This is a genomic window from Methylobacterium sp. J-059 (genome assembly GCF_022829485.1).
Taxonomy (GTDB): Bacteria; Pseudomonadota; Alphaproteobacteria; order Rhizobiales; family Beijerinckiaceae; genus Methylobacterium.
The window spans coordinates 67335-86482 of sequence record NZ_JAKSYA010000109.1 but is presented as its reverse complement, the minus strand read 5'-3'; the positions used below and the strand labels follow the sequence as shown (position 1 = coordinate 86482).

The window sequence follows — 19148 nt, the reverse complement described above, 5'->3', positions numbered from 1 at the left end:
CCGTCACGACGGGGCGGTTCCTGGGGAGCCGACCCGCTCGATCGTGAACGGGCGCCCATGTTGCAGCGAGGGGATTCGCGCGCGCGCATCCGCGACCGCGGAAAGGTCGATCTCGGCCAGGATCACGCCGGGTTCGGCGCCGCCGGCATCGGCCAGCACCCGGCCCCACGGATCGACGATGAGCGAGTGCCCGTAGGTCTCGCGACCGTCCTCGTGCGTCCCGCCCTGGGCGGCCGAGATCATGAACGATCCGGTCTCGATCGCGCGTGCCCGATGCAGCACGTGCCAATGCGCCTCGCCGGTCTGCCGGGTGAAGCACGCCGGCGCCGTCAGCACCGAGGCGCCGGCCTCGGCGAGCGCCCGGTAGAGGGCGGGGAAGCGGATGTCGTAGCAGATGCCGAGCCCGATCTCGGCCCACGGCGTCGGCGCGACGACGGCGCAGGCGCCGCCGGTATAGGTCGAGGATTCCCGCCAGCGCTCGCCGCTCGGCAGGTCAACGTCGAACAGGTGCAGCTTGTCGTAGGCCGCGACGATCGCGCCGTCCGCGCCGATCAGGAAGGCGCGGTTGGCGATCTTCTCGCCGGCGCGGATCGCGAGGGAGCCGATCTGCACCACCGTCCCGGTCTCGCGTGCCGCGTCGCGGAGCGCGGCCAGCGTCTCGTCCTCGTCCTGGCCGCGCACCACCGCGAAGAGCCGTGCGCGGTCGCGCTCGACCAGCGAGGTCATCTCCGGGGTCTGGACGAACTGCGCGCCGCGCGATGCCGCCTCCCGCACGCCGGCCACCGCCGCGTCGCGGTTCGCGCCCGGGTCGCGACCCGAGCGCATCTGCACGCAGGCGGCGACGAAGCGGGTCTCAGGCATTCGCGGAGGCCTTCAGCAGCGCATCGAGCTTGCCGGCCTTGTCGAGGGCGTAGAGGTCGTCGCAGCCGCCGACATGGGTCTCGCCGATGAAGATCTGCGGCACGCTGGTGCGTCCGCCCGCGCGCGCCATCATGGTAGCGCGCTCGGGGGGCGTCTTCTCGACGTCGATTTCACGGAATGCGACGCCCTTCTCCTTAAGCAGGCTCTTGGCCGCCGAGCAGTAGGGGCACCACGCCGTCGTGTAGATCGTAACCGGATTCATGGGCGTGTTCGCGTCCCGCGGATGACACGACCATATAGGGGTCGGCGGTCCCGATCGCCTATGGCCGGAACGTCACGCCGGCCGCCTCAAGCGGCGAGCAGCTTCTCGACCTCGTTGACCAGATCGCGCAGGTGGAACGGCTTCGACAGGACCTTCGCGTCCTTGGGAGCCTTCGAATCCGGGTTGAGCGCCACGGCGGCGAAGCCCGTGATGAACATCACCTTGATGTCCGGGTCGAGCTCGGTCGCCCGGCGGGCGAGCTCGATCCCGTCCATCTCCGGCATCACGATGTCGGTCAGCAGCAGCTCGAACGGCTCTTCGCGCAGGCGATTGTAGGCCGACAGGCCGTTGTCGAACGACAGCACGTCGAAGCCGGCATTCTGCAACGCCTTGGCCAGGAACCGGCGCATGTCGTTGTCGTCTTCCGCCAAGAGAATTTTCATCGGACGGTTCCGGACCCTCGAATCGCAACGTTCTTTTCATAAAGGGAGCCAACGGTAAACAAGACGTTAGGATTTGCCGCCCCTGCGAGGTGACAGGCCGCACCGCGCGGCCATGCCGGAGCCCGCCGGCACGGTGGACAGGCCGCCGCCGCCGCCCCACAGTGCGGCCTTGACGTTGGCCGTTCCCATTCCCGACGGTGCGCCTCCCCGCCGATGACGCTCCCCTTTCCGCATCAGACAGACGCCTTCGGCTTCTCGCCCGCCTTCGCCGTGGACGAGCCGACGCGGCACACGCTGCCGTTCGTGTTCAACACCGGCCATTCCGGGTCGGTCTACCCGGACAGCTTCCTGAAGGCCTCGCGGCTCGACGCGCTGTCGCTGCGCCGGTCGGAGGACGCGCATGTCGACCGGCTGTTCGCCCAGGTGGTCGAGCTCGGCGCGCCGCTGCTGCGCTGCAATTTCCCGCGCGCCTATCTCGACGTGAACCGCGAGCCCTACGAGCTCGACCCGCGGATGTTCGAGGGCCGCCTGCCGCCCTTCGCCAACACGCGCTCGATGCGCGTCGCCGGCGGCCTCGGCACGGTGCCGCGCGTCGTCTCGGACGGGCAGGAGATCTATGCCGCGCGCATGCCGGTGGACGAGGCGGTGGCGCGCATCGACGGGCTGTACAAGCCGTATCATCGGGCTTTGCGCGGCTTGATCCTGCGCACGGTGCGGGAATTCGGGCGCTGCATGCTGATCGACTGCCACTCGATGCCGTCGTCGAGCCTCGGACGCGATCAAGATGCGCGGGCGGACTTCGTGCTCGGCGACCGCTTCGGCACCGCCTGCGACCCGGCGCTGATCGACGCCTTCGAGGCGGCCTTCCGCGCCCGCGGTTACAAGGTGGTACGCAACAAGCCCTATGCCGGGGGCTTCATCACCGAGCATTATGGCGAGCCGAACATCGGCCGGCACGCGCTGCAGATCGAGATCAACCGCGCCCTCTACATGAACGAGGCGAGCCTCGCGATCACGCCCGGCTTCTTCGACTTGGCCAAGACGCTCGGCGAGGCGATCGTCGAGGTCGCCGACGACCTCGGCTCGGAGACGCCGATCGGCATCGCCGCCGAATAGGCCGATAACGGCCCCTCGTCGGATCGGGCGCAGGGCGCCGCAGGTCCTTCCGAGGTTGCCGGTCGTTCTTCGGCAATCCTCGCCCGCGAGCGGGCATGGCCGGTCAGCCCGTCCCCGTCATCCCGGGTCCGCGCAGCGGAACCCGGGATCCAGAGCCGCCGACGACGGCAGGATCGAGAACGATCTGCGGTTCCGGGTCCCGGATTCGCCTTCGGCGCCCCGGGATGCCGGGGAGCGTGCAGAACCGTGGTTGCGTGAAACCGATGACCCCGGGCCCGACCAGACACGTCGGGCCGTCCTGCGACCAAGAAAAAAGGCCACCCCCGAAGGAGCGGCCCGAAGTCTAGGGAGGAAACGCCCAAGAAGGGCTGCCGGACCGCGACGCCATCGCGATCCCGCAATGCACAAAGTAAATTGCGGCGCACAAAACGCAAGCGGAATACCCCTACCGGTTGCGCATACCCCGCCCGCTCCGGCTGCACGTCCGCAGCCGCCTAACCGTCCGCCAGGAGCTTCGCGATCTCGGCCTTGAGCGGGCCGGCCAGGTCCTTGCGGTCGAGCGCGTAGGCGATGTTGGCGGTGAGGAAGCCGAGCTTGGAGCCGGTGTCGTAGGTGCGGCCTTCGTAGTTCATGCCGAAGAAGTCCTGCTCGGCCATCAGCTTGATCATCGCGTCGGTGAGCTGGATCTCGCCGCCCGCGCCCTTCTCGCCATGCTCGAGGATGCCGAAGATCTCCGGCTGGAGGATGTAGCGGCCCGAGATGATGAAGTTCGAAGGCGCGGTGCCCTGCTTCGGCTTCTCGACCATGCCGGTGACCTCGAAGGTCTGACCGAAGGTCTCGCCGACGCTGACGATGCCGTACTGATGCGTCTCCTCCGGCGCGACCTCCTCGACGGCGACGACGTTGCCGCCGTGGCGCTCGTAGGCGGCGAGCATCTGGCCCATGCAGCCGCGGCTGAGCATGTCCGGCAGCAGCACGGCGAAGGGCTCGTCGCCGACGATCTCGCGGGCGCACCACACCGCGTGGCCGAGGCCGAGCGGCGCCTGCTGACGGGTGAAGCTGGTCTGGCCGGCGGCCGGCAGGTCGCGCTTCAGCTCCTCGTAGGCCGCGGACTTGCCGCGCTCCTGCAGCATCCGGTCGAGCTCGAACGCGATGTCGAAATGGTCCTCGATCACCGCCTTGCCGCGGCCGGTGACGAAGATGAAGTGCTCGATGCCGGCTTCCCGCGCCTCGTCGACCACGTGCTGGACGACCGGCCGGTCGACCACCGTCAGCATCTCTTTCGGGACGGCCTTGGTGGCCGGCAGGAAGCGGGTGCCGAGGCCCGCGACGGGGAGGACGGCCTTTCGGATCGGTTTCATCTAGCAAAAACCCAAACGTGGGAGTTGGACGGGCCGGGCGTTCCGGGCAACACTAGCACGGCAAGCGGACGGCTTCGCGCCGTTGCGCGGCACGATTGAGCATTAACGGTTAAAAGCAAGCTTCCGCTTGCTGGTTGGCGCGGTTTCTTTCAGGGGCAACGATGGCGGTTCTGGTCACGGGTGGTGCCGGTTATATCGGCAGTCACATGGTTCTCGCCCTGCAGGATGCCGGGCGGGAGGAGACGGTCGTCCTCGACGACCTCTCCACCGGGTTCGACTGGGCCCTGCCGCCGGAGGTGAAGCTCGTGCGCGGCGACGTCGGCGACCCCGGCCTCGTCACCGAGACGATCCTGCAGAACCGCGTCGACGCGATCGCCCATTTCGCCGCCCGCATCGTCGTGCCGGACTCGGTCGCCGACCCGCTGCACTACTACCTCGCCAACACGGTGAAGACGCGCGCGCTGATCGAGACCGCGGTGCGCACCGGCGTGAAGCACATCATCTTCTCCTCGACCGCCGCGGTCTACGGCGAGCCGGAGACCGTGCCGGTGCCGGAGGACCTCGCGACCAACCCGATCAACCCCTACGGCCGCTCGAAGCTGATGAGCGAGTGGATGATCCGCGACGCGGCGGCCGCGCACGGCTTCAGCTACGTCATCCTGCGCTACTTCAACGTCGCCGGTGCCGACCCGCGCGGGCGCACCGGGCAGTCCACGCCGAACGCCACCCACCTGATCAAGGTCGCGACGCAGGCGGCCCTCGGCCAGCGCCCGCATCTCGAGGTGTTCGGCACCGACTACCCGACGCCGGACGGATCGTGCCTGCGCGACTACATCCAGGTCTCCGACCTCGCCGAGGCGCACCGGGTCGCCCTCGACCACCTGCGCGCCGGCGGCGAGAGCCTGACGCTGAATTGCGGCTACGGCACCGGCTATTCGGTGCTCGAGGTGATCGACACGGTGAAGCGCGTCTCCGGTCGCGATTTCCCGGTGCGCCTCTCGCCCCGCCGCCCCGGCGATCCGGCGCGGATCGTCGCCGAGGCGTCGCGGATCCGCGAGCAGCTCGGCTGGCGCCCGAAGCACGACGACCTCGACGCGATCGTGCGCCAGGCGCTCGACTGGGAAGACGCCCTGCCCAAGCGCAACCGGCACTGAGGCCGTGCGCCCGATCCGCGCCGCGCTCCTGGCCCTCTGCCTCTCCGCCGCTCCGGGCGGCTCCCTCGCCGAGCCTGCCGCCGTCGGGCAAGCCGGCCGGGCGGACGCGTTTGCCGGCTTCGTCGCGGCTCTCCGCGCGGATGCGCTCGCGAAGGGCATCGCGCCGGCGACCTTCGATGCGGCGTTCCGCGGCGTCGTGCCCGACCCCGCGGTGCTCGCCCGCATCAAGGGCCAGAGCGAGTTCGGGCGGCCGGTGTGGGACTATCTCGTCGGGGCGGTCTCGCCGGCGCGGATCGCCCGCGGCCGGGCCCGCGGAGCGGCGCTCGGGCCGACCCTCCCGGCGATCGAGGCGCGCTACGGCGTTCCGGCCTCGGTGCTCCTCGCGATCTGGGGCATCGAGTCGGATTTCGGCGCGAGCGGCGGTTCGGTGCCGACGATCCGCGCGCTGGCGACGCTCGCCGCCGCCCGGCACCGCGGCACGCTGTTTCGCGACGAGTTGCTCGCCGCCCTCGCGATCCAGCAGCGCGGGGACGTCGCGCCGGACCGGATGCTCGGCAGCTGGGCCGGCGCGATGGGACAGGTGCAGTTCCTGCCCTCGACGTTCCTGGCGCACGCGGTCGACTTCGACGGGGACGGCCGCAGCGACATCTGGGCGAGCGACGCCGATTCCCTCGCCTCGATCGCCGCCTACCTCAAGGACCTCGGCTGGAATCCCGCGATCGCGTGGGGCTACGCCGTCCGCCTGCCCGAGGGCTTCGACCTGACGCGCTACGCCGCGGACCTGCCTGAATTCTCGCGCCGCGGCGTCAGCCGGATCGATGGCGGCCCGTTGCCGGACAAGGGCGGAGCGTCCGTGTTCCTGCCCGGCGGCGCCGGCGGGCCGGCCTTCCTGATCACCGACAACTTCGAGGTGATCCGCGGCTACAACACCTCGGATTCCTACGCGCTGGCGGTCGGCCATCTCGCCGACCGCCTGGCCGGCGGGCCGCCCCTCGTCGCACCCTGGCCGAGCGCGGCGTCCCGCCTCGACAAGGCCGGCCTCCAGGCCTTGCAGACGGGCCTCGCCGCGCAGGGCCTCTATGCCGGCGAGGCCGACGGCCGCGCCGGGCCGAAGCTGCGCGAGGCGATCCGGCGCTACCAGATCCGCGAAGGCCTGACCGCCGACGGCTACGCCACGCCCGCCCTGCGCGACCGTCTCGCGGGCCGGACCGACGCCAGGCCTCGCTGAGGCCGACCCGTCGAGGCCCGGACCTCGCGCCGCACGGCGGCGGCGTTCCGCCGGGCCTCAGGGATTCCGGTCTATGCGATCCGGCATGACAGCCGTCACGAAACGTCCGTCGCGCCGTCCTAGACACAGGAGGAGGCTCCGATGATCGGGCGTTTTATGAGGGGCGCCCGCGTGTTGCATCGTCGACCGTGCTTCGCGCGAGCCGGCATCCACCTCGCCTGAAGGCGCTCTCAAGACACGTCCGATCCGAGCGGGCATGACGTCGAACCGTCCGGCGATGCCGGCCGCCAAGGGCGCGGCATCATCGATCGCCGGCCCCGACGGCGCGTCGGCTCGAGATCCACACGATCAGGCGCCACGCCGATCCTTGGTCAAGATCACCCCCGTCATGCCGTCGAGGGTCCCGATGAAATCGATGCCGGCGCCTTCCAGGGCTCGACGCATCGCCAAGCGGGTTCGCGGCTGCAGCGTCCCGACCTCCTCCTCCAGGCGCCGGATGCTCGAGACCGAGACGCCGGCGGCCCGAGCCAGATCCACGACGGACCAGCGCAGCATCGCGCGGGCTCCGCGCACGAGCGTCCCGGTGATCTCAGGCGACGAGAATCGACCGCTGGGCGGCATCTTCTGCATGATCCCGATCCACTCGCGCACCGAACCATCGGCATCGTGGAGGGGTATGGTGTGGTTGCTGTACCAATGGACCGTCCCGTCCGCGCAGAGAACGCGGTGATCCGCCTCGTAAGGCGTGCCGTGCTCCATCGCCGTTCGCCATGCCGACTCGATCCGTGCCCGATCCTCCGGGTGGATCGCGGCGAGCCAACCGTCGCCCTGCATCTCCGGTCCCGTCTGCCCGGTCAGGACCTGCCATGTCGGGCTTGGCCGCGCCTTCCCGTCCGGAGCCGTCGTCCAGACCACGGCCGCGATGGCATGAACGAGGCCGCGATAGCGTGCGGTGCTCTGCTCGGCGAGCAGACGCGCCTCGTGCGGGCCGGTCACGTCGAAGGCGATGCCCTCGGCACGCATCGGCCGATGGGCGTCGTCGAGAACGATCTGGGCCTTGACCGAAACCCAGCGCACGGTGTGGTCGGGACGCACAAGCCGGACCGTGCGGTCGATCGCCCGGCCGCTGTAGAGCATGTCGAACAGCTCGCCGAGGGCTTCGCGATCGTCCGGGTGGAGAAGTCGGTCGAGCAGGCCGAGGAGGCTCTCGTCCGAAGGCAGGCCGGTGATGTGGGCGAGGCCCAGCGAGCCGCTCATTTCGCCGGTCCGCAGGTTGAGGGACCAGACGCCGACCTGGCCGGTCGCCTCGAGAAGGTTGAGCAACTGGTAGGAGGATGCATGGCGTCGGGCGGGCATCGCCCGACTTGGCCAGACGCTCCGTCGGAACGCAACGTCGAGCCGGGGCGAAAGAGTGCATATCGCTCTTTTATTCATTGCTCGGAGTGGAACCGAGCGGTTTGCGCTCTCGGACGGTGTCGTTCGCAAGCCGGAAACGCGCATTGTGAGACGTGTGGTCAATCATGCATCCATGAAACTCTTCTATCTTCCAAGACGTCCGTGATGGTCGTCGCGATGTCGCGTCGTAGGTCTGTCGTCCGGATTGTTGATTTTCTCAAGAATTCGGGGGATTTGTCATCATGCGTTGGACGATCGGAAAGACACTTGGTGCTTCGGGCGTAATCGGAGTCCTGCTCGCCACGGCCCTCGTCATGAACCAGTGGATCAGCGCCCAGCATATCATCGACGCGAACGCCGCGGCCGGACGCGAGCAGATCATCCTTGCAGGCATCCAGCAGACCCGCCTCTCGCACGCGGAGCTTCAAGCGGCAGTCGGCGACATCCGCACCGCGGAAACCACCGAGCAGGTCGCCCGCGTCGCCGAGCGCATCCGCGCCGGCAAGGCAACCGGCGCAGCGGCGCTCGACGAGCCGATCCGGATCGCGCTGATCCCGGGCGTTCTTCAGGACCTTCGGACGAATCTCGTCACCTACGCCGACCTCGCGGCATCGCTGGCCGACATCATCCGCTTCGAGAATGGCGCGCGGTCCGTCGACGGGAACAGGCTGTCGCGGATCGTCGCCGAGCAGCAGCGCGTGAACACGCTGTTGAACGAGGCGGGAACGGAATCGGTCGCCAATGCCCAGCGCTTCGCGGACGAGGCGCGGCGGAACACGGTCGCGACCGCCGAGTCCGCCAACCGGATCGGGCTCGCCATCGGCGGCACCGTCATCCTCGTCCTGATCGGCTCGGCCGTGTTCTCGGCCCTCTCGATCGGCCGCCCGATCCGCCAGCTCGCCGCCTGTGTGAGCGCCATCGCGCGGGGCGACACGGCGGCCGAGGTGCCCGCGACCCGGCGCGGCGACGAGCTGGGGGCGATGGCCGTCTCGGTGCAGGTGTTCAAGGAGAACCTGATCCGCACGCAGGCCTTGGAGGAGGAGATGTCCCAGGGGCGGTTGGCGGCGGAGCGGCAGCGCCAGGCCGGGATGCGGCAGATGGCCGACGCCTTCGAAGCGGCCGTCGGCGGCATCGTCGGGCAGGTCTCGTCGGCGGCCACCGAGTTGCAGGCGACGGCCCAGCAGATGACCGCGACCGCCGGCGACACGGCGGCGCAGTCGGGCACCGTGGCAGCGGCGGCCACGCAGGCGGCGGACAACGTGAGCACGGTGGCCATCGCCGCCGAGCAACTCGGATCCTCGGTGCAGGAGATCGGACGGCAGATGTCCAGCTCGTCCGAGCTGGCACGAGCCGCCGTGGTGGACGCCGATCAGACGGCGCGGCTTGTGCAGGAGCTCAGCCACGCCGCCGAGCAGATCGGGGCCATGGTCGGGATGATCTCCAACATCGCCTCGCAGACCAACCTGCTCGCCCTGAACGCCACGATCGAGGCCGCGCGTGCCGGCGAGGCTGGCCGCGGCTTCGCGGTCGTCGCGACGGAGGTGAAGGAGTTGGCCGGCCAGACGGCCAAGGCCACCGAGGAGATCAGCCAGCGCATCGGGCACGTGCAACACGTGACCGATCAGGCCGTGAGCGCGATCGGCGGCATCACGACCCGGATCCGCGAGATCAACGCGGTGGCCGCAACGATCGCGGCGGCCGTCGAGGAGCAGGGAGCGGCGACCCAGGAGATCGTGCGCAACGTTGCGCAGGCCTCGGCCGGTGCGAGCGAGGTCACGGCCCACATCGCGGGCGTGGCGCGCGCGTCGGAGGACACGGGCGCTGCCGCGACCCAGGTCCTAGCGTCGAGTTCCGAGCTGTCGCGCCAATCCGAACGCCTCGGCGCAGAGGTCGCGCACTTCCTGGCCACCGTCCGCGCCGCCTGAAACCCCGTCGACGCGTTCGTCGGCCCGTTTCCCTCATCCTCGCGGTGCCACTTCGGCGGCTGCGAAGGATGAGGGGGACGAACGATCGTCGGAAGACCGACGCTCTCAGGGTCGAATGGCCGCCCGTCATCCGTCGCAGGACCGCCGTCGCGCCATGCCTGGCACTGGAGACCGCCGGCGCTCGGGAGGTTTCGCGGGAGGCTCTTAGACGCGGCGCGGCCGCTCCGCTATGGTCGCCCGCGGGTCGAAGCCCGCGGGACCGGAGGGCGCATGAGACGCGACGCGACAAACCGAGCCGACGCGGCAGCCGCCAAGGCGCGCCGCCTCGTTCTGGCGCTCGGGGCCGGCCTCGCGCTTCCGCTCGTCCTCCTGCCGCCGTCGCCGGCCGAGGCGCAGTGGGGCGACAGCTACGACCAGCCGCGCCGACGCGGCCGCGACGCCTATTACCGCGAGGACGACGGCTATGCCCGCGCGCCGCGCCGCGCCGCGCCGGAGCCCGAGCAGCGCCAATTCTACTGGCCGTGGGAAGACCGGCCGAGCCCGCCGGATCCGCGGCAGGCGGCCCCGACCTATCGCCCGCCGCGCGTGCGGCCGCCCGCCAGCGCGGAGACCGGCCGCCAGCTTCGGCGTCCGCAGACCCGGCCGGCGCCCACCGTCGCGGCGCCGGCGCCGGCCGTGAAGAAGACTGAGGCGAAGGTCCAGATCGCGGTGTTCGGCGATTCGCTGGCCGACCATCTCAGCCGCGGGCTGGACGACGTGTTCGAGGACACCGCCGACGTCGCGGTGATCGATCGCGCCAAGGCCGACAGCGGCCTCGTGCGCAGGGACGTCGTCGATTGGCCGAAGGCCGCCGAGGACTACCTGAAGGCGAACCCGAAGGTCGGCTATGCCGTGGTCATGCTCGGTGCCAACGATCGCCAGCCGATGCGCGACGGGGACCAGACCCTCGATCCGCTCTCCGACCGCTGGCGCGAGGTCTACCGCACCCGCGTGGACGCCCTGGTGAAGGTCTTCACTGACCGGAAGATCCCGCTCGTCTGGGTCGGCGCCCCGCCGATGCGCAGCGAGAGCCTGACGCGCGACCTCGGCAGCCTCAACGAGATCGTCCGGGATGCCGTCACCAAGGCGGGGGGCACCTACGTCGATGTCGGGCCGGGCTTCTCCGACGACCGCAACCACTACACCGCCACGGGACCGGACCTCGACGGGCAGAGCGCCAAGCTCCGCACCGCCGACGGCGTGCACTTCACCCATGCCGGCGCCCGCAAGCTCGCGCATTTTGCCGACGTGGAGCTGAAGCGCCTGATGGGTGCGACGGCGCCCACCGCGCCCGAGCAGCCGGCTGCCGCCGTCTCGGCCCTGCCCGCGACGCCGCTCGACGGGGCACCGACGACGACCCTCGACGACGTCACTGCGATCGACCGGCAGATCACGGCGATGCTACCGAGCCTGCCCGAGCCGCCCGGCGTCCCGGCCCTCCCCGTCAAGCCGGCGGCGGGGCCGGTCGTCCCGCTCGGCCGGATCGAGCTGTCGCCCGGCGGCGTCCTGGTCAGCGGCCGACCGCGCGACGGCGACGCCACCGGCACGGTCGAGCGCGCGCTCCAGCGCGGGGCGGCACCGCTGCCGCAGCCCGGCCGCGCCGACGATTTCCGCTGGCCGCCGGACTGAATGCCCGGCGAAAACCTCAGCGCGGGAGGATCGAGGCACCCATCAGCGTCTCGTCGATCGAGCGGGCGGCCTGACGGCCCTCGCGGATCGCCCAGACGACGAGGGACTGGCCGCGCCGCATGTCGCCGGCCGCCCAGATCTTCGGGTCGGAGGTGCGGTAATCCTCTTCGTTGGCGGTGACGTTGCCGCGCTTGTCGACCGTGATGCCGGACTGCTCGAGCAGGCCCTTCTGGATCGAGCCGGCGAAACCGATAGCCATGAAGACGAGGTCGGCCGGCAGCACGAACTCGCTGCCCTCGATCGGCTGGCGCTTGGCGTCGACGCGCGCGCAGACGACGCCGGTGAGCCGGCCCTTCTTGTTGCCTTCGAGCCGGAGCGTCGCCGCCTGGAACTCGCGCTCGGCGCCCTCGGCCTGGCTCGACGAGGTCCGCATCTTGGTCGGCCAGTACGGCCAGACCGAGAGCTTGTCCTCGCGCTCGGGGGGCCGCGGCCGGATGTCGAGCTGCGTCACCGACAGGGCGCCCTGCCGGAAGGCGGTTCCGACGCAATCGGACGCGGTGTCGCCGCCGCCGATCACCACCACGTTCTTGCCCGATGCCAGGATCGGCGCCTCGCCGTTGCCGCGCATCGGCTCGGCGCCGACGCGGCGGTTCGACTGGATCAGGTAGGGCATCGCGTAGTGCACGCCCTCCATCTCCTGCCCCGGCAGCTGCGGGTTGCGCGGGTCCTCGGCGCCGCCGGAGAACAGCACCGCGTCGAACTCCGCGGTCAGCTCCTCGACCGGCTTCGTCACGCCGACGTTCTGGTTGTAGTGGAAGACCACGCCCTCGGCTTCCATCTGCTTCACGCGTCGGTCGATGTGGCGCTTCTCCATCTTGAAGTCGGGGATGCCGTAGCGGAGCAGGCCGCCGGCCTTCGGCTCGCGCTCGTAGACGTGCACCGCGTGCCCGACCCGGGCGAGCTGCTGCGCCGCCGCGAGGCCGGCCGGGCCCGACCCGATCACCGCGACCTTCTTGCCGGTGCGGATCGACGACGGCTCGGGCTTGACCCAGCCCATGTTCCAGGCGCGGTCGGCGATGGCCTGCTCGATCGTCTTAATCGCGACGGGCTGGTTCTCGAGGTTCAGCGTGCAGGCTTCCTCGCACGGCGCCGGGCAGATGCGGCCGGTAAATTCCGGGAAGTTGTTGGTGGAGTGCAGATCGCGCGCGGCTTCTTCCCAATCCGACTGGAACACGAGGTCGTTCCAGTCCGGGATCTGGTTGTGCACCGGGCAGCCGGTCGGCCCGTGGCAGAACGGGATGCCGCAATCCATGCAGCGGGCGGCCTGCTTCTTCAGGTCGTGCTCGTCGAGCGGCAGGGTGAACTCGCGGAAGTGTCGCACGCGGTCGGCCGCGAGCTGGTACTTCTGGTCCTGCCGGTCGAATTCGAGGAAGCCGGTGATCTTGCCCATCGGGATGCTCAGCGTCGGTAGCGAAAAATCGGTGGTGCCGCGATCGGGTCAGCGACCGGCGGCGGTGGCGATAGCGTCGGGTTCGATCCGGAACGCGACCTTGCATCGGTCGAGCCAATCCCGGATCGCGGGCCTCGCGGCCAGATCGAATCCACCCTCGTCGGCCCACTGGGTGTAGGCGAACAGGGCGACGTCGGCGATGGTCGCGTCGTCGCCCACGAACCAGCCCGTTCCGGCGAGATGCCGCTCCATCAGGTCGAGCGCCGCCTCGCCGCGCGCGACCCTGGCGGGATCGCGGGCCTCGCGCCGCACGCCGCGGAACTTCATCTCCGCCCGGCAGACCGCGACCGCCGGCTCGTGGCTGTACTGCTCCCAGAACAGCCACTGGTCGACCGTCGCCGCCGCGAAGGCATCGTCCGGCAGCAACGCGCTGCCGCGGGCGAGGTAGCGGATGATCGCGTTCGACTGCGCGAGCCGACGCCCGTCCGCGAACGCCACGCCCGGGATCTGGCCCGCCGGAAACAGGCCGAGGTAGGCGGGCGTCCGGCTCTCGCCCTTCAGCGCGTCGACCTGAACCCATTCGTAGGCGAGGCCGAGCCGATCGGCGACGATCTTGATCTTCAGGCAATTGCCCGAGGTGAGATCGCCGTAGATCCGCATGGCGGCAGGTGGGATCGTCGCAAGCGTCGCCGTCATGTCGTCCCCCCTCGCGATGTCCGCCATCGCTCGCGTGTTTCGTCCGGGCCGTCCGTCGGCCGGCTCAGAGCCGGTCGGAATGCTCGCGCAACCATTCCTTGAGCGCGGTCTCGATCCGTATCTGCCAGCCTGGCCCTCCGGCTCGGAACCGCTCGACGAGATCGGTGGGAAGCACCACCCGTTCAGTCTCGCCGGGACGGTGCCCGCGCTCGATCAGGCGGCCCCCGACGAAACGATCGGCCTTCTCGAACCAAGCCTCGTCCAGTTCCGGCGCGTCGTCCGGATCCCAGCCGATCTCGTCGGGGTTCAGCGGTCGGTCAGCCGCGTTCGCGATAGCGCGCTTGCTCTCGGTCATTGGCCTTCCTCATGCTGATGATCCGGCGAGTATGATCCCGTTCGGTCCAAACGACGACCACCATCCGTCCGTCGAGCATTCCCACCGTGATCGATCGCGCCTCGCGGTAGTCCATCCGCTCGTCCCTGAAGGTCGTCACCGCGGCGGCGAAGACTTCAGGGGTGCGTGCGAAATCGAGGCCCCTCTCGCGCAACGTCACCAGACGCTTCGCGGGATCGAACGTGATCTCCATCGACCGGCACGAGGCCGGCGCGCGCCTACTCGGCCGCCACCGGCATCCGTGCCATCTCCATCTCGCGCAACGCCCGGCGGTACTCCACCGGCATCACCTTGACGAACTTGGTGCGGTAGCCCGCCCAGTCGTCGAGGATCGCCTTGGCACGCGGGCTGCCCGTGTATTTCAGGTGATTGGTGATGAGCTGCGACAGGCGCTCCTCGTCGTGGCCGGACATGTCGGCCAGGATGTCGACGCGGCCCTTGGTCTCCAGGTCGCCGTCCTGGTGGAAGCGGCGCATCAGGTCGTCCTCCTCCTCGACCGGCTCGAGATCGACCATCGAGAGGTTGCAGCGGGCCGAGAACGAGCCGTCCTCGTCGAGCACGTAGGCGATGCCGCCGGACATGCCGGCGGCGAAGTTGCGCCCGGTCTCGCCGATCGACACGACCACGCCGCCGGTCATGTACTCGCAGCCATGGTCGCCCATGCCCTCGACGACGGTGATCGCACCGGAGTTGCGCACGGCGAAGCGCTCGCCGGCCGAGCCGCGGACGTAGCACTCGCCGGCGATGGCGCCGTAGAGCACGGTGTTGCCGACCATGATGGTCCTGTCGGCGGGCGCCTTCAGCGCGTCGCTCGGCCGGATGATCAACTTGCCGCCCGACAGGCCCTTGCCGACGTAGTCGTTGCCGTGGCCGGTGAGCTCGATCGTCACGCCGGCCGCGACCCAGGCGCCGAAGCTCTGGCCGGCCGTGCCGGAGAGCTTCACCACGATGGTGTCGTCGGGCAGGCCCTCGTGACCGTGCGCCTTGGCGACGGCGCCCGAGAGCATCGCGCCCGCGGTGCGGTCGGAATTGCGGATCACGTCGTGGAGCACCACCGGCTCGCCGGTGTCGATCGCGTTCTGCGCGCCGGCGATCAGGCGCCGGTCGAGGACGTGGTCGATCGGGTGCTTCTGCGTCTCGACCCAGCGGATGGCGACCTCCGGCCCGACGTCGGGACGGTGGAACAGCTTCGAGAAGTCGAGCCCGCGCGCCTTCCAGTGCTGGATCGCCTCGACCTTGTCGAGGAAGTCGGAACGCCCGACGAGGTCCTCGAGCTTGGTGAAGCCCATCGCCGCGATCAGCTCGCGCAACTCCTCGGCGACGTAGAAGAAGTAGTTCACCACGTGCTCGGGGGTGCCCTTGAAGCGCTTGCGCAGCACCGGGTCCTGGGTCGCGACGCCGACCGGGCAGGTGTTGAGGTGGCACTTGCGCATCATGATGCAGCCGGCCGCGATCAGCGGCGCGGTCGAGAAGCCGAACTGGTCGGCGCCGAGCAGGGCCGCGATCAGCACGTCGCGGCCGGTGCGGATGCCGCCGTCGGCCTGCAGCGCGACGCGGCCGCGCAGGTGGTTCATCACCAGCGTCTGCTGCGTCTCGGCGAGGCCGGTCTCCCACGGGCCGCCGGCATGCTTGAGCGAGGTCAGCGGCGCCGCGCCGGTGCCGCCGTCGAAGCCCGAGATGGTGATGTGGTCGGCCCGCGCCTTGGCGACGCCGGTCGCGACCGTGCCGACGCCGACCTCGGAGACGAGCTTGACCGAGACGTCGGCCGCCGGGTTCACGTTCTTCAGGTCGAAGATCAGCTGCGCCAGATCCTCGATCGAGTAGATATCGTGGTGCGGCGGCGGCGAGATCAGGCCGACGCCGGGCGTGGCGTAGCGGACCTTGGCGATCTTGGCGTCGACCTTGTGGCCGGGCAGCTGTCCGCCCTCGCCGGGCTTGGCGCCCTGCGCGACCTTGATCTGCATCATGTCGGCGTTGACGAGGTACTCGGTCGTGACGCCGAAGCGGCCGGACGCGACCTGCTTGATCGACGAGCGGCGCGAGCGACCGTCCGGCAGCGGCTTGAAGCGCTCGACCTCCTCGCCGCCCTCGCCCGAGTTCGAGCGGCCGCCGAAGGAGTTCAGGGCGATCGCCAGGGTCTCGTGCGCCTCCTTCGAGATCGAGCCGTAGGACATCGCGCCGGTGGCGAAGCGCTTGACGATGTCGGCGGCCGGCTCGACGCTCTCCACGGGCACCGGCTCGCGCCCGATCTCGCCAGCGAGCTTGATCCGGAACAGGCCGCGCAGGGTCTTGAGCTGCTGCTCCTGGTCGTTCACCAGCTTGGCGTATTCGCGGTAGCGCTCGGGCACGCCGAGGCGCACCGCATGCTGCAGCGTCGCGACGGTGTCCGGGGTCCAGGTATGGGCCTCGCCGCGGAGCCGGTAGGCGTACTCGCCGCCGACATCGAGGGCGTTGCGATAGATCGGCGCGTCGCCGAACGCGTCGGCGTGGCGGCGCACGGTCTCCTCGGCGATCTCGGCCATGCCGACGCCCTCGACCATCGTCGCGGTGCCGAAGAAGTCGCGCGCGACGAAGGCCGAGTTCAGCCCGATCGCGTCGAAGATCTGCGCGCCGCAATAGGACTGGTAGGTCGAGATGCCCATCTTCGACATGACCTTCAGCAGGCCCTTATCGATCGACTTGATGTAGCGGTAGATGATCTCCTCGTCGACGAGGTCCGGCGGGAACTCGTGCTTCATCGCCACCAGCGTCTCGAAGGCGAGATACGGGTTGATCGCCTCGGCGCCGTAGCCGGCCAGGCACGCGAAGTGGTGGATCTCGCGCGGCTCGCCCGATTCGACCACGAGCCCGACCGAGGTGCGCAGCCCCTTGCGGATCAGGTAGTTGTGCACGGCCGCCGTGGCCAGCAGCGCCGGGATCGGGATGCGGTCGGGGCCGACCGCGCGGTCGGACAGGACGATGATGTTGTAGCCGCCGCGCACCGCGACTTCCGCGCGGTCGCAGAGCCGGTCGAGCGCGCCGTTCATCGCCGCCGCGCCGGTCTCGGCCGGGTAGGTGATGTCCAGCGTCTTGGTGTCGAAGCGGTCCTCGAAATGGCCGATCGAGCGGATCTTCTCGAGATCCGTGTTGGTCAGGATCGGCTGGCGGACTTCCAGGCGCTTGCGGCGCGAGGCGCCTTCCATGTCGAGCAGGTTCGGGCGCGGGCCGATGAACGAGACGAGGCTCATCACGGCCTCCTCGCGGATCGGGTCGATCGGCGGGTTGGTGACCTGCGCGAAGTTCTGCTTGAAGTAGGTGTAGAGCGACTTCGACTTGTCGGACAGAGCGGAGAGCGGCGTGTCGGTGCCCATCGAGCCGACCGCCTCCTGGCCGGTCACGGCCATCGGCGCCATGAGCAGCTTGAGGTCTTCCTGGCTGTAGCCGAAGGCCTGCTGCCGATCGAGCAGCGACACGTCGGTGCGGCTCTCGCGGGCGGTGACCGGCTTGAGGTCCTCGAGCACGATCTGGGTGTTCTTCACCCACTCCGCGTAGGGGTGCGCGGCGGCGAGCTCGCCCTTGATCTCCTCGTCGTCGACGATGCGGCCCTTCTCGAGGTCGATCAGCAGCATCCGGCCCGGCTGCAGGCGCCAGGACTGGACGATCTTCTCGTCCGGGATCGGCAGAACGCCCATCTCGGAGGCGAGCACGACGAGGCCGTCGTCGGTGACGACGTAGCGGGCGGGGCGGAGGCCGTTGCGGTCGAGGGTCGCGCCGATCTGGCGGCCGTCGGTGAAGGCGACGGCGGCGGGCCCGTCCCACGGCTCCATCAGCGCGGCGTGGTACTCGTAGAACGAGCGCCGATCCTCGCCCATCAGCGGGTTGCCGGCCCAGGCCTCGGGGATGAGCATCATCATCGCGTGGGCCAGCGGGTAGCCGCCCATCACGAGGAACTCGAGCGCGTTGTCGAAGCACGCGGTGTCGGACTGGCCCTCGTAGGAGATCGGCCAGATCTTCGAGATGTCGTTGCCGAACAGCTCCGAATCGACGCTCGCCTGGCGCGCCGACATCCAGTTCACGTTGCCGCGCAGCGTGTTGATCTCGCCGTTATGCGCCACCATCCGGTAGGGGTGCGACAGGCGCCAGGTCGGGAAGGTGTTGGTGGCGAAGCGCTGGTGCACCAGCGCGATCGCCGAGACGAAGCGCTGGTCCTTCAGGTCGAGAAAGTAGTTCCCGAGCTGGTTCACCAGGACCATGCCCTTGTAGACGATGGTCCGGCTCGACACGGAGACGGGGTAGAACTCCATCACCCGCGGGTCCTTCAGGCCGTAGACGCGGCCGGAGATCACCTTGCGGGCGACGTAGATGCGCCGCTCGAACGCGTCGCCATCGGCCGCCGAGGCCGGGCGCCCGATGAAGAGCTGGCGGTGATGCGGCTCGGTCGCCTTCACGGCGATGCCGAGATCCTCGGGGTCGACCGGCACGTCGCGCCAGCCGAGCAGGGGCAGCCCTTCCGACGCGAGCGCTTCCTCGACGATGGCTTCGATGATCGCCCGCGGCTCGTCGGCCTTCGGCATGAACAGCTGCGCGATGGCGTAGTCGCCGGCCGGGGGCAGCTCGAAGCCGAGGCGCGAGCATTCCTCGGCGAAGAAGGCGTGCGGGATCTGCGTGAGGATGCCGCAGCCGTCGCCCATCTTCGGGTCGGCTCCGACCGCGCCGCGATGGTCGAGGTTCTCCAGGATCTTCAGGCCCTGCTCGACGATGGCGTGGGTGCGCCGGTCGTGCATGTCGGCGACGAAGCCGACGCCGCAGCCGTCCCGCTCGTTGCGGGGATCGTAGGCGCCCTGCGCCTCCGGCATCGCCGGATCGCGCACCACCAGCGGCGCGACGCCGTCGCGGGCCGCCGGCGCCGTGTCGGCGTTGAGGTTCCCGCTCACGGCCATGTCCGCATTCCCGAAAGCCGCCATGCCCACCATCCCCGAAAGATCGACCAGACCCGTTCGAACGCCCATGCCCGCCAGGCGAGCATGTTTCATGCCCGGCGCTCAAGCGAGGCCGGGCCAGTCATCTTTTCTCGTCGGGTCTCGGGAGGGTCCTCGGTGGAGGAAGCGCCCGCTACCCGCGGGCTCGCACCGGCCCGATGTCAGCCGGCGTGGGCCCGGATCGCCTCTGCGGCGACCGGCTTGCGATCTCGTTTCGACGTCACGATGGTCACGTCC

At 69.8% G+C, this 19148-nt stretch carries 15 protein-coding genes; 5 read left to right on the top strand and 10 right to left on the bottom strand.

Annotated features, from left to right (window positions below):
• Positions 1-3: 3 nt before the first annotated feature.
• The 3 genes from MKK55_RS14020 to cpdR form a co-directional block, all read right to left on the bottom strand.
• Entirely contained in the window at positions 4-861 is an 858-nt protein-coding gene (locus MKK55_RS14020) for a carbon-nitrogen hydrolase family protein (RefSeq protein WP_243935347.1), read from the bottom strand.
• On the bottom strand, positions 854-1123 hold the full coding sequence (gene grxC, locus MKK55_RS14015; RefSeq protein WP_147727375.1) for a glutaredoxin 3: 270 nt from the start codon (positions 1121-1123) through the stop codon (positions 854-856). The genes MKK55_RS14020 and grxC overlap by 8 nt, the downstream gene beginning before the upstream one ends.
• 86 nt (positions 1124-1209) lie before the next feature.
• Complete coding sequence (gene cpdR / locus MKK55_RS14010) at positions 1210-1566, bottom strand: cell cycle two-component system response regulator CpdR (protein ID WP_147727374.1); 357 nt, start codon at positions 1564-1566, stop codon at positions 1210-1212.
• Between the two features lie 213 nt (positions 1567-1779).
• On the opposite strand from cpdR, the gene MKK55_RS14005 reads away from it, so the two are divergent.
• Positions 1780-2682, top strand: coding sequence for an N-formylglutamate amidohydrolase (locus tag MKK55_RS14005; protein WP_243935345.1), 903 nt, complete (start codon positions 1780-1782; stop codon positions 2680-2682).
• 494 nt (positions 2683-3176) lie between these two features.
• Here MKK55_RS14005 and MKK55_RS14000 read toward each other — a convergent pair whose 3' ends face one another.
• Entirely contained in the window at positions 3177-4043 is an 867-nt protein-coding gene (locus MKK55_RS14000) for a UTP--glucose-1-phosphate uridylyltransferase (RefSeq protein ID WP_243935343.1), read from the bottom strand.
• Positions 4044-4204: 161 nt separating this feature from the next.
• Between MKK55_RS14000 and galE the strand changes: the two genes are divergently transcribed.
• Both galE and MKK55_RS13990 read left to right on the top strand, forming a co-directional pair.
• Positions 4205-5197 (top strand): UDP-glucose 4-epimerase GalE, encoded by a 993-nt coding sequence (galE, locus tag MKK55_RS13995; RefSeq protein ID WP_243935341.1) that lies wholly within the window; start codon positions 4205-4207, stop codon positions 5195-5197.
• A 4-nt stretch (positions 5198-5201) separates the two neighbouring features.
• Positions 5202-6425, top strand: coding sequence for a lytic murein transglycosylase (locus MKK55_RS13990; protein WP_243935339.1), 1224 nt, complete (start codon positions 5202-5204; stop codon positions 6423-6425).
• Positions 6426-6773: 348 nt separating this feature from the next.
• Here MKK55_RS13990 and MKK55_RS13985 read toward each other — a convergent pair whose 3' ends face one another.
• Complete coding sequence (locus tag MKK55_RS13985; RefSeq protein WP_243935337.1) at positions 6774-7781, bottom strand: PAS domain-containing protein; 1008 nt, start codon at positions 7779-7781, stop codon at positions 6774-6776.
• Positions 7782-8062: 281 nt separating this feature from the next.
• On the opposite strand from MKK55_RS13985, the gene MKK55_RS13980 reads away from it, so the two are divergent.
• Both MKK55_RS13980 and MKK55_RS13975 read left to right on the top strand, forming a co-directional pair.
• Positions 8063-9745, top strand: a complete 1683-nt coding sequence (locus MKK55_RS13980) for a methyl-accepting chemotaxis protein (RefSeq protein WP_243935335.1) — start codon at positions 8063-8065, stop codon at positions 9743-9745.
• A 270-nt stretch (positions 9746-10015) separates the two neighbouring features.
• Positions 10016-11413 (top strand): DUF459 domain-containing protein, encoded by a 1398-nt coding sequence (locus MKK55_RS13975; RefSeq protein WP_243935332.1) that lies wholly within the window; start codon positions 10016-10018, stop codon positions 11411-11413.
• 16 nt (positions 11414-11429) lie between these two features.
• On the opposite strand, the gene MKK55_RS13970 is transcribed toward MKK55_RS13975, so the two are convergent.
• The 5 genes from MKK55_RS13970 to gltB all read right to left on the bottom strand — a co-directional run bounded on the left by MKK55_RS13970 (position 11430) and on the right by gltB (position 18872).
• Positions 11430-12863, bottom strand: a complete 1434-nt coding sequence (locus MKK55_RS13970) for a glutamate synthase subunit beta (protein ID WP_243935330.1) — start codon at positions 12861-12863, stop codon at positions 11430-11432.
• A gap of 48 nt (positions 12864-12911) precedes the next feature.
• A complete protein-coding gene (locus MKK55_RS13965; protein ID WP_243935535.1) occupies positions 12912-13523 on the bottom strand; it encodes a glutathione S-transferase family protein in 612 nt (203 codons plus the stop codon).
• Positions 13524-13623: 100 nt separating this feature from the next.
• On the bottom strand, positions 13624-13914 hold the full coding sequence (locus MKK55_RS13960; protein WP_243935327.1) for a BrnA antitoxin family protein: 291 nt from the start codon (positions 13912-13914) through the stop codon (positions 13624-13626).
• The gene (locus MKK55_RS13955) at positions 13877-14146 is read right to left on the bottom strand and encodes a BrnT family toxin (protein ID WP_147725184.1); all 270 of its coding nucleotides are present in this window, start codon (positions 14144-14146) and stop codon (positions 13877-13879) included. The genes MKK55_RS13960 and MKK55_RS13955 overlap by 38 nt, the downstream gene beginning before the upstream one ends.
• 25 nt (positions 14147-14171) lie before the next feature.
• A complete protein-coding gene (gene gltB / locus MKK55_RS13950; protein ID WP_243935324.1) occupies positions 14172-18872 on the bottom strand; it encodes a glutamate synthase large subunit in 4701 nt (1566 codons plus the stop codon).
• Positions 18873-19148: the final 276 nt, after the last annotated feature.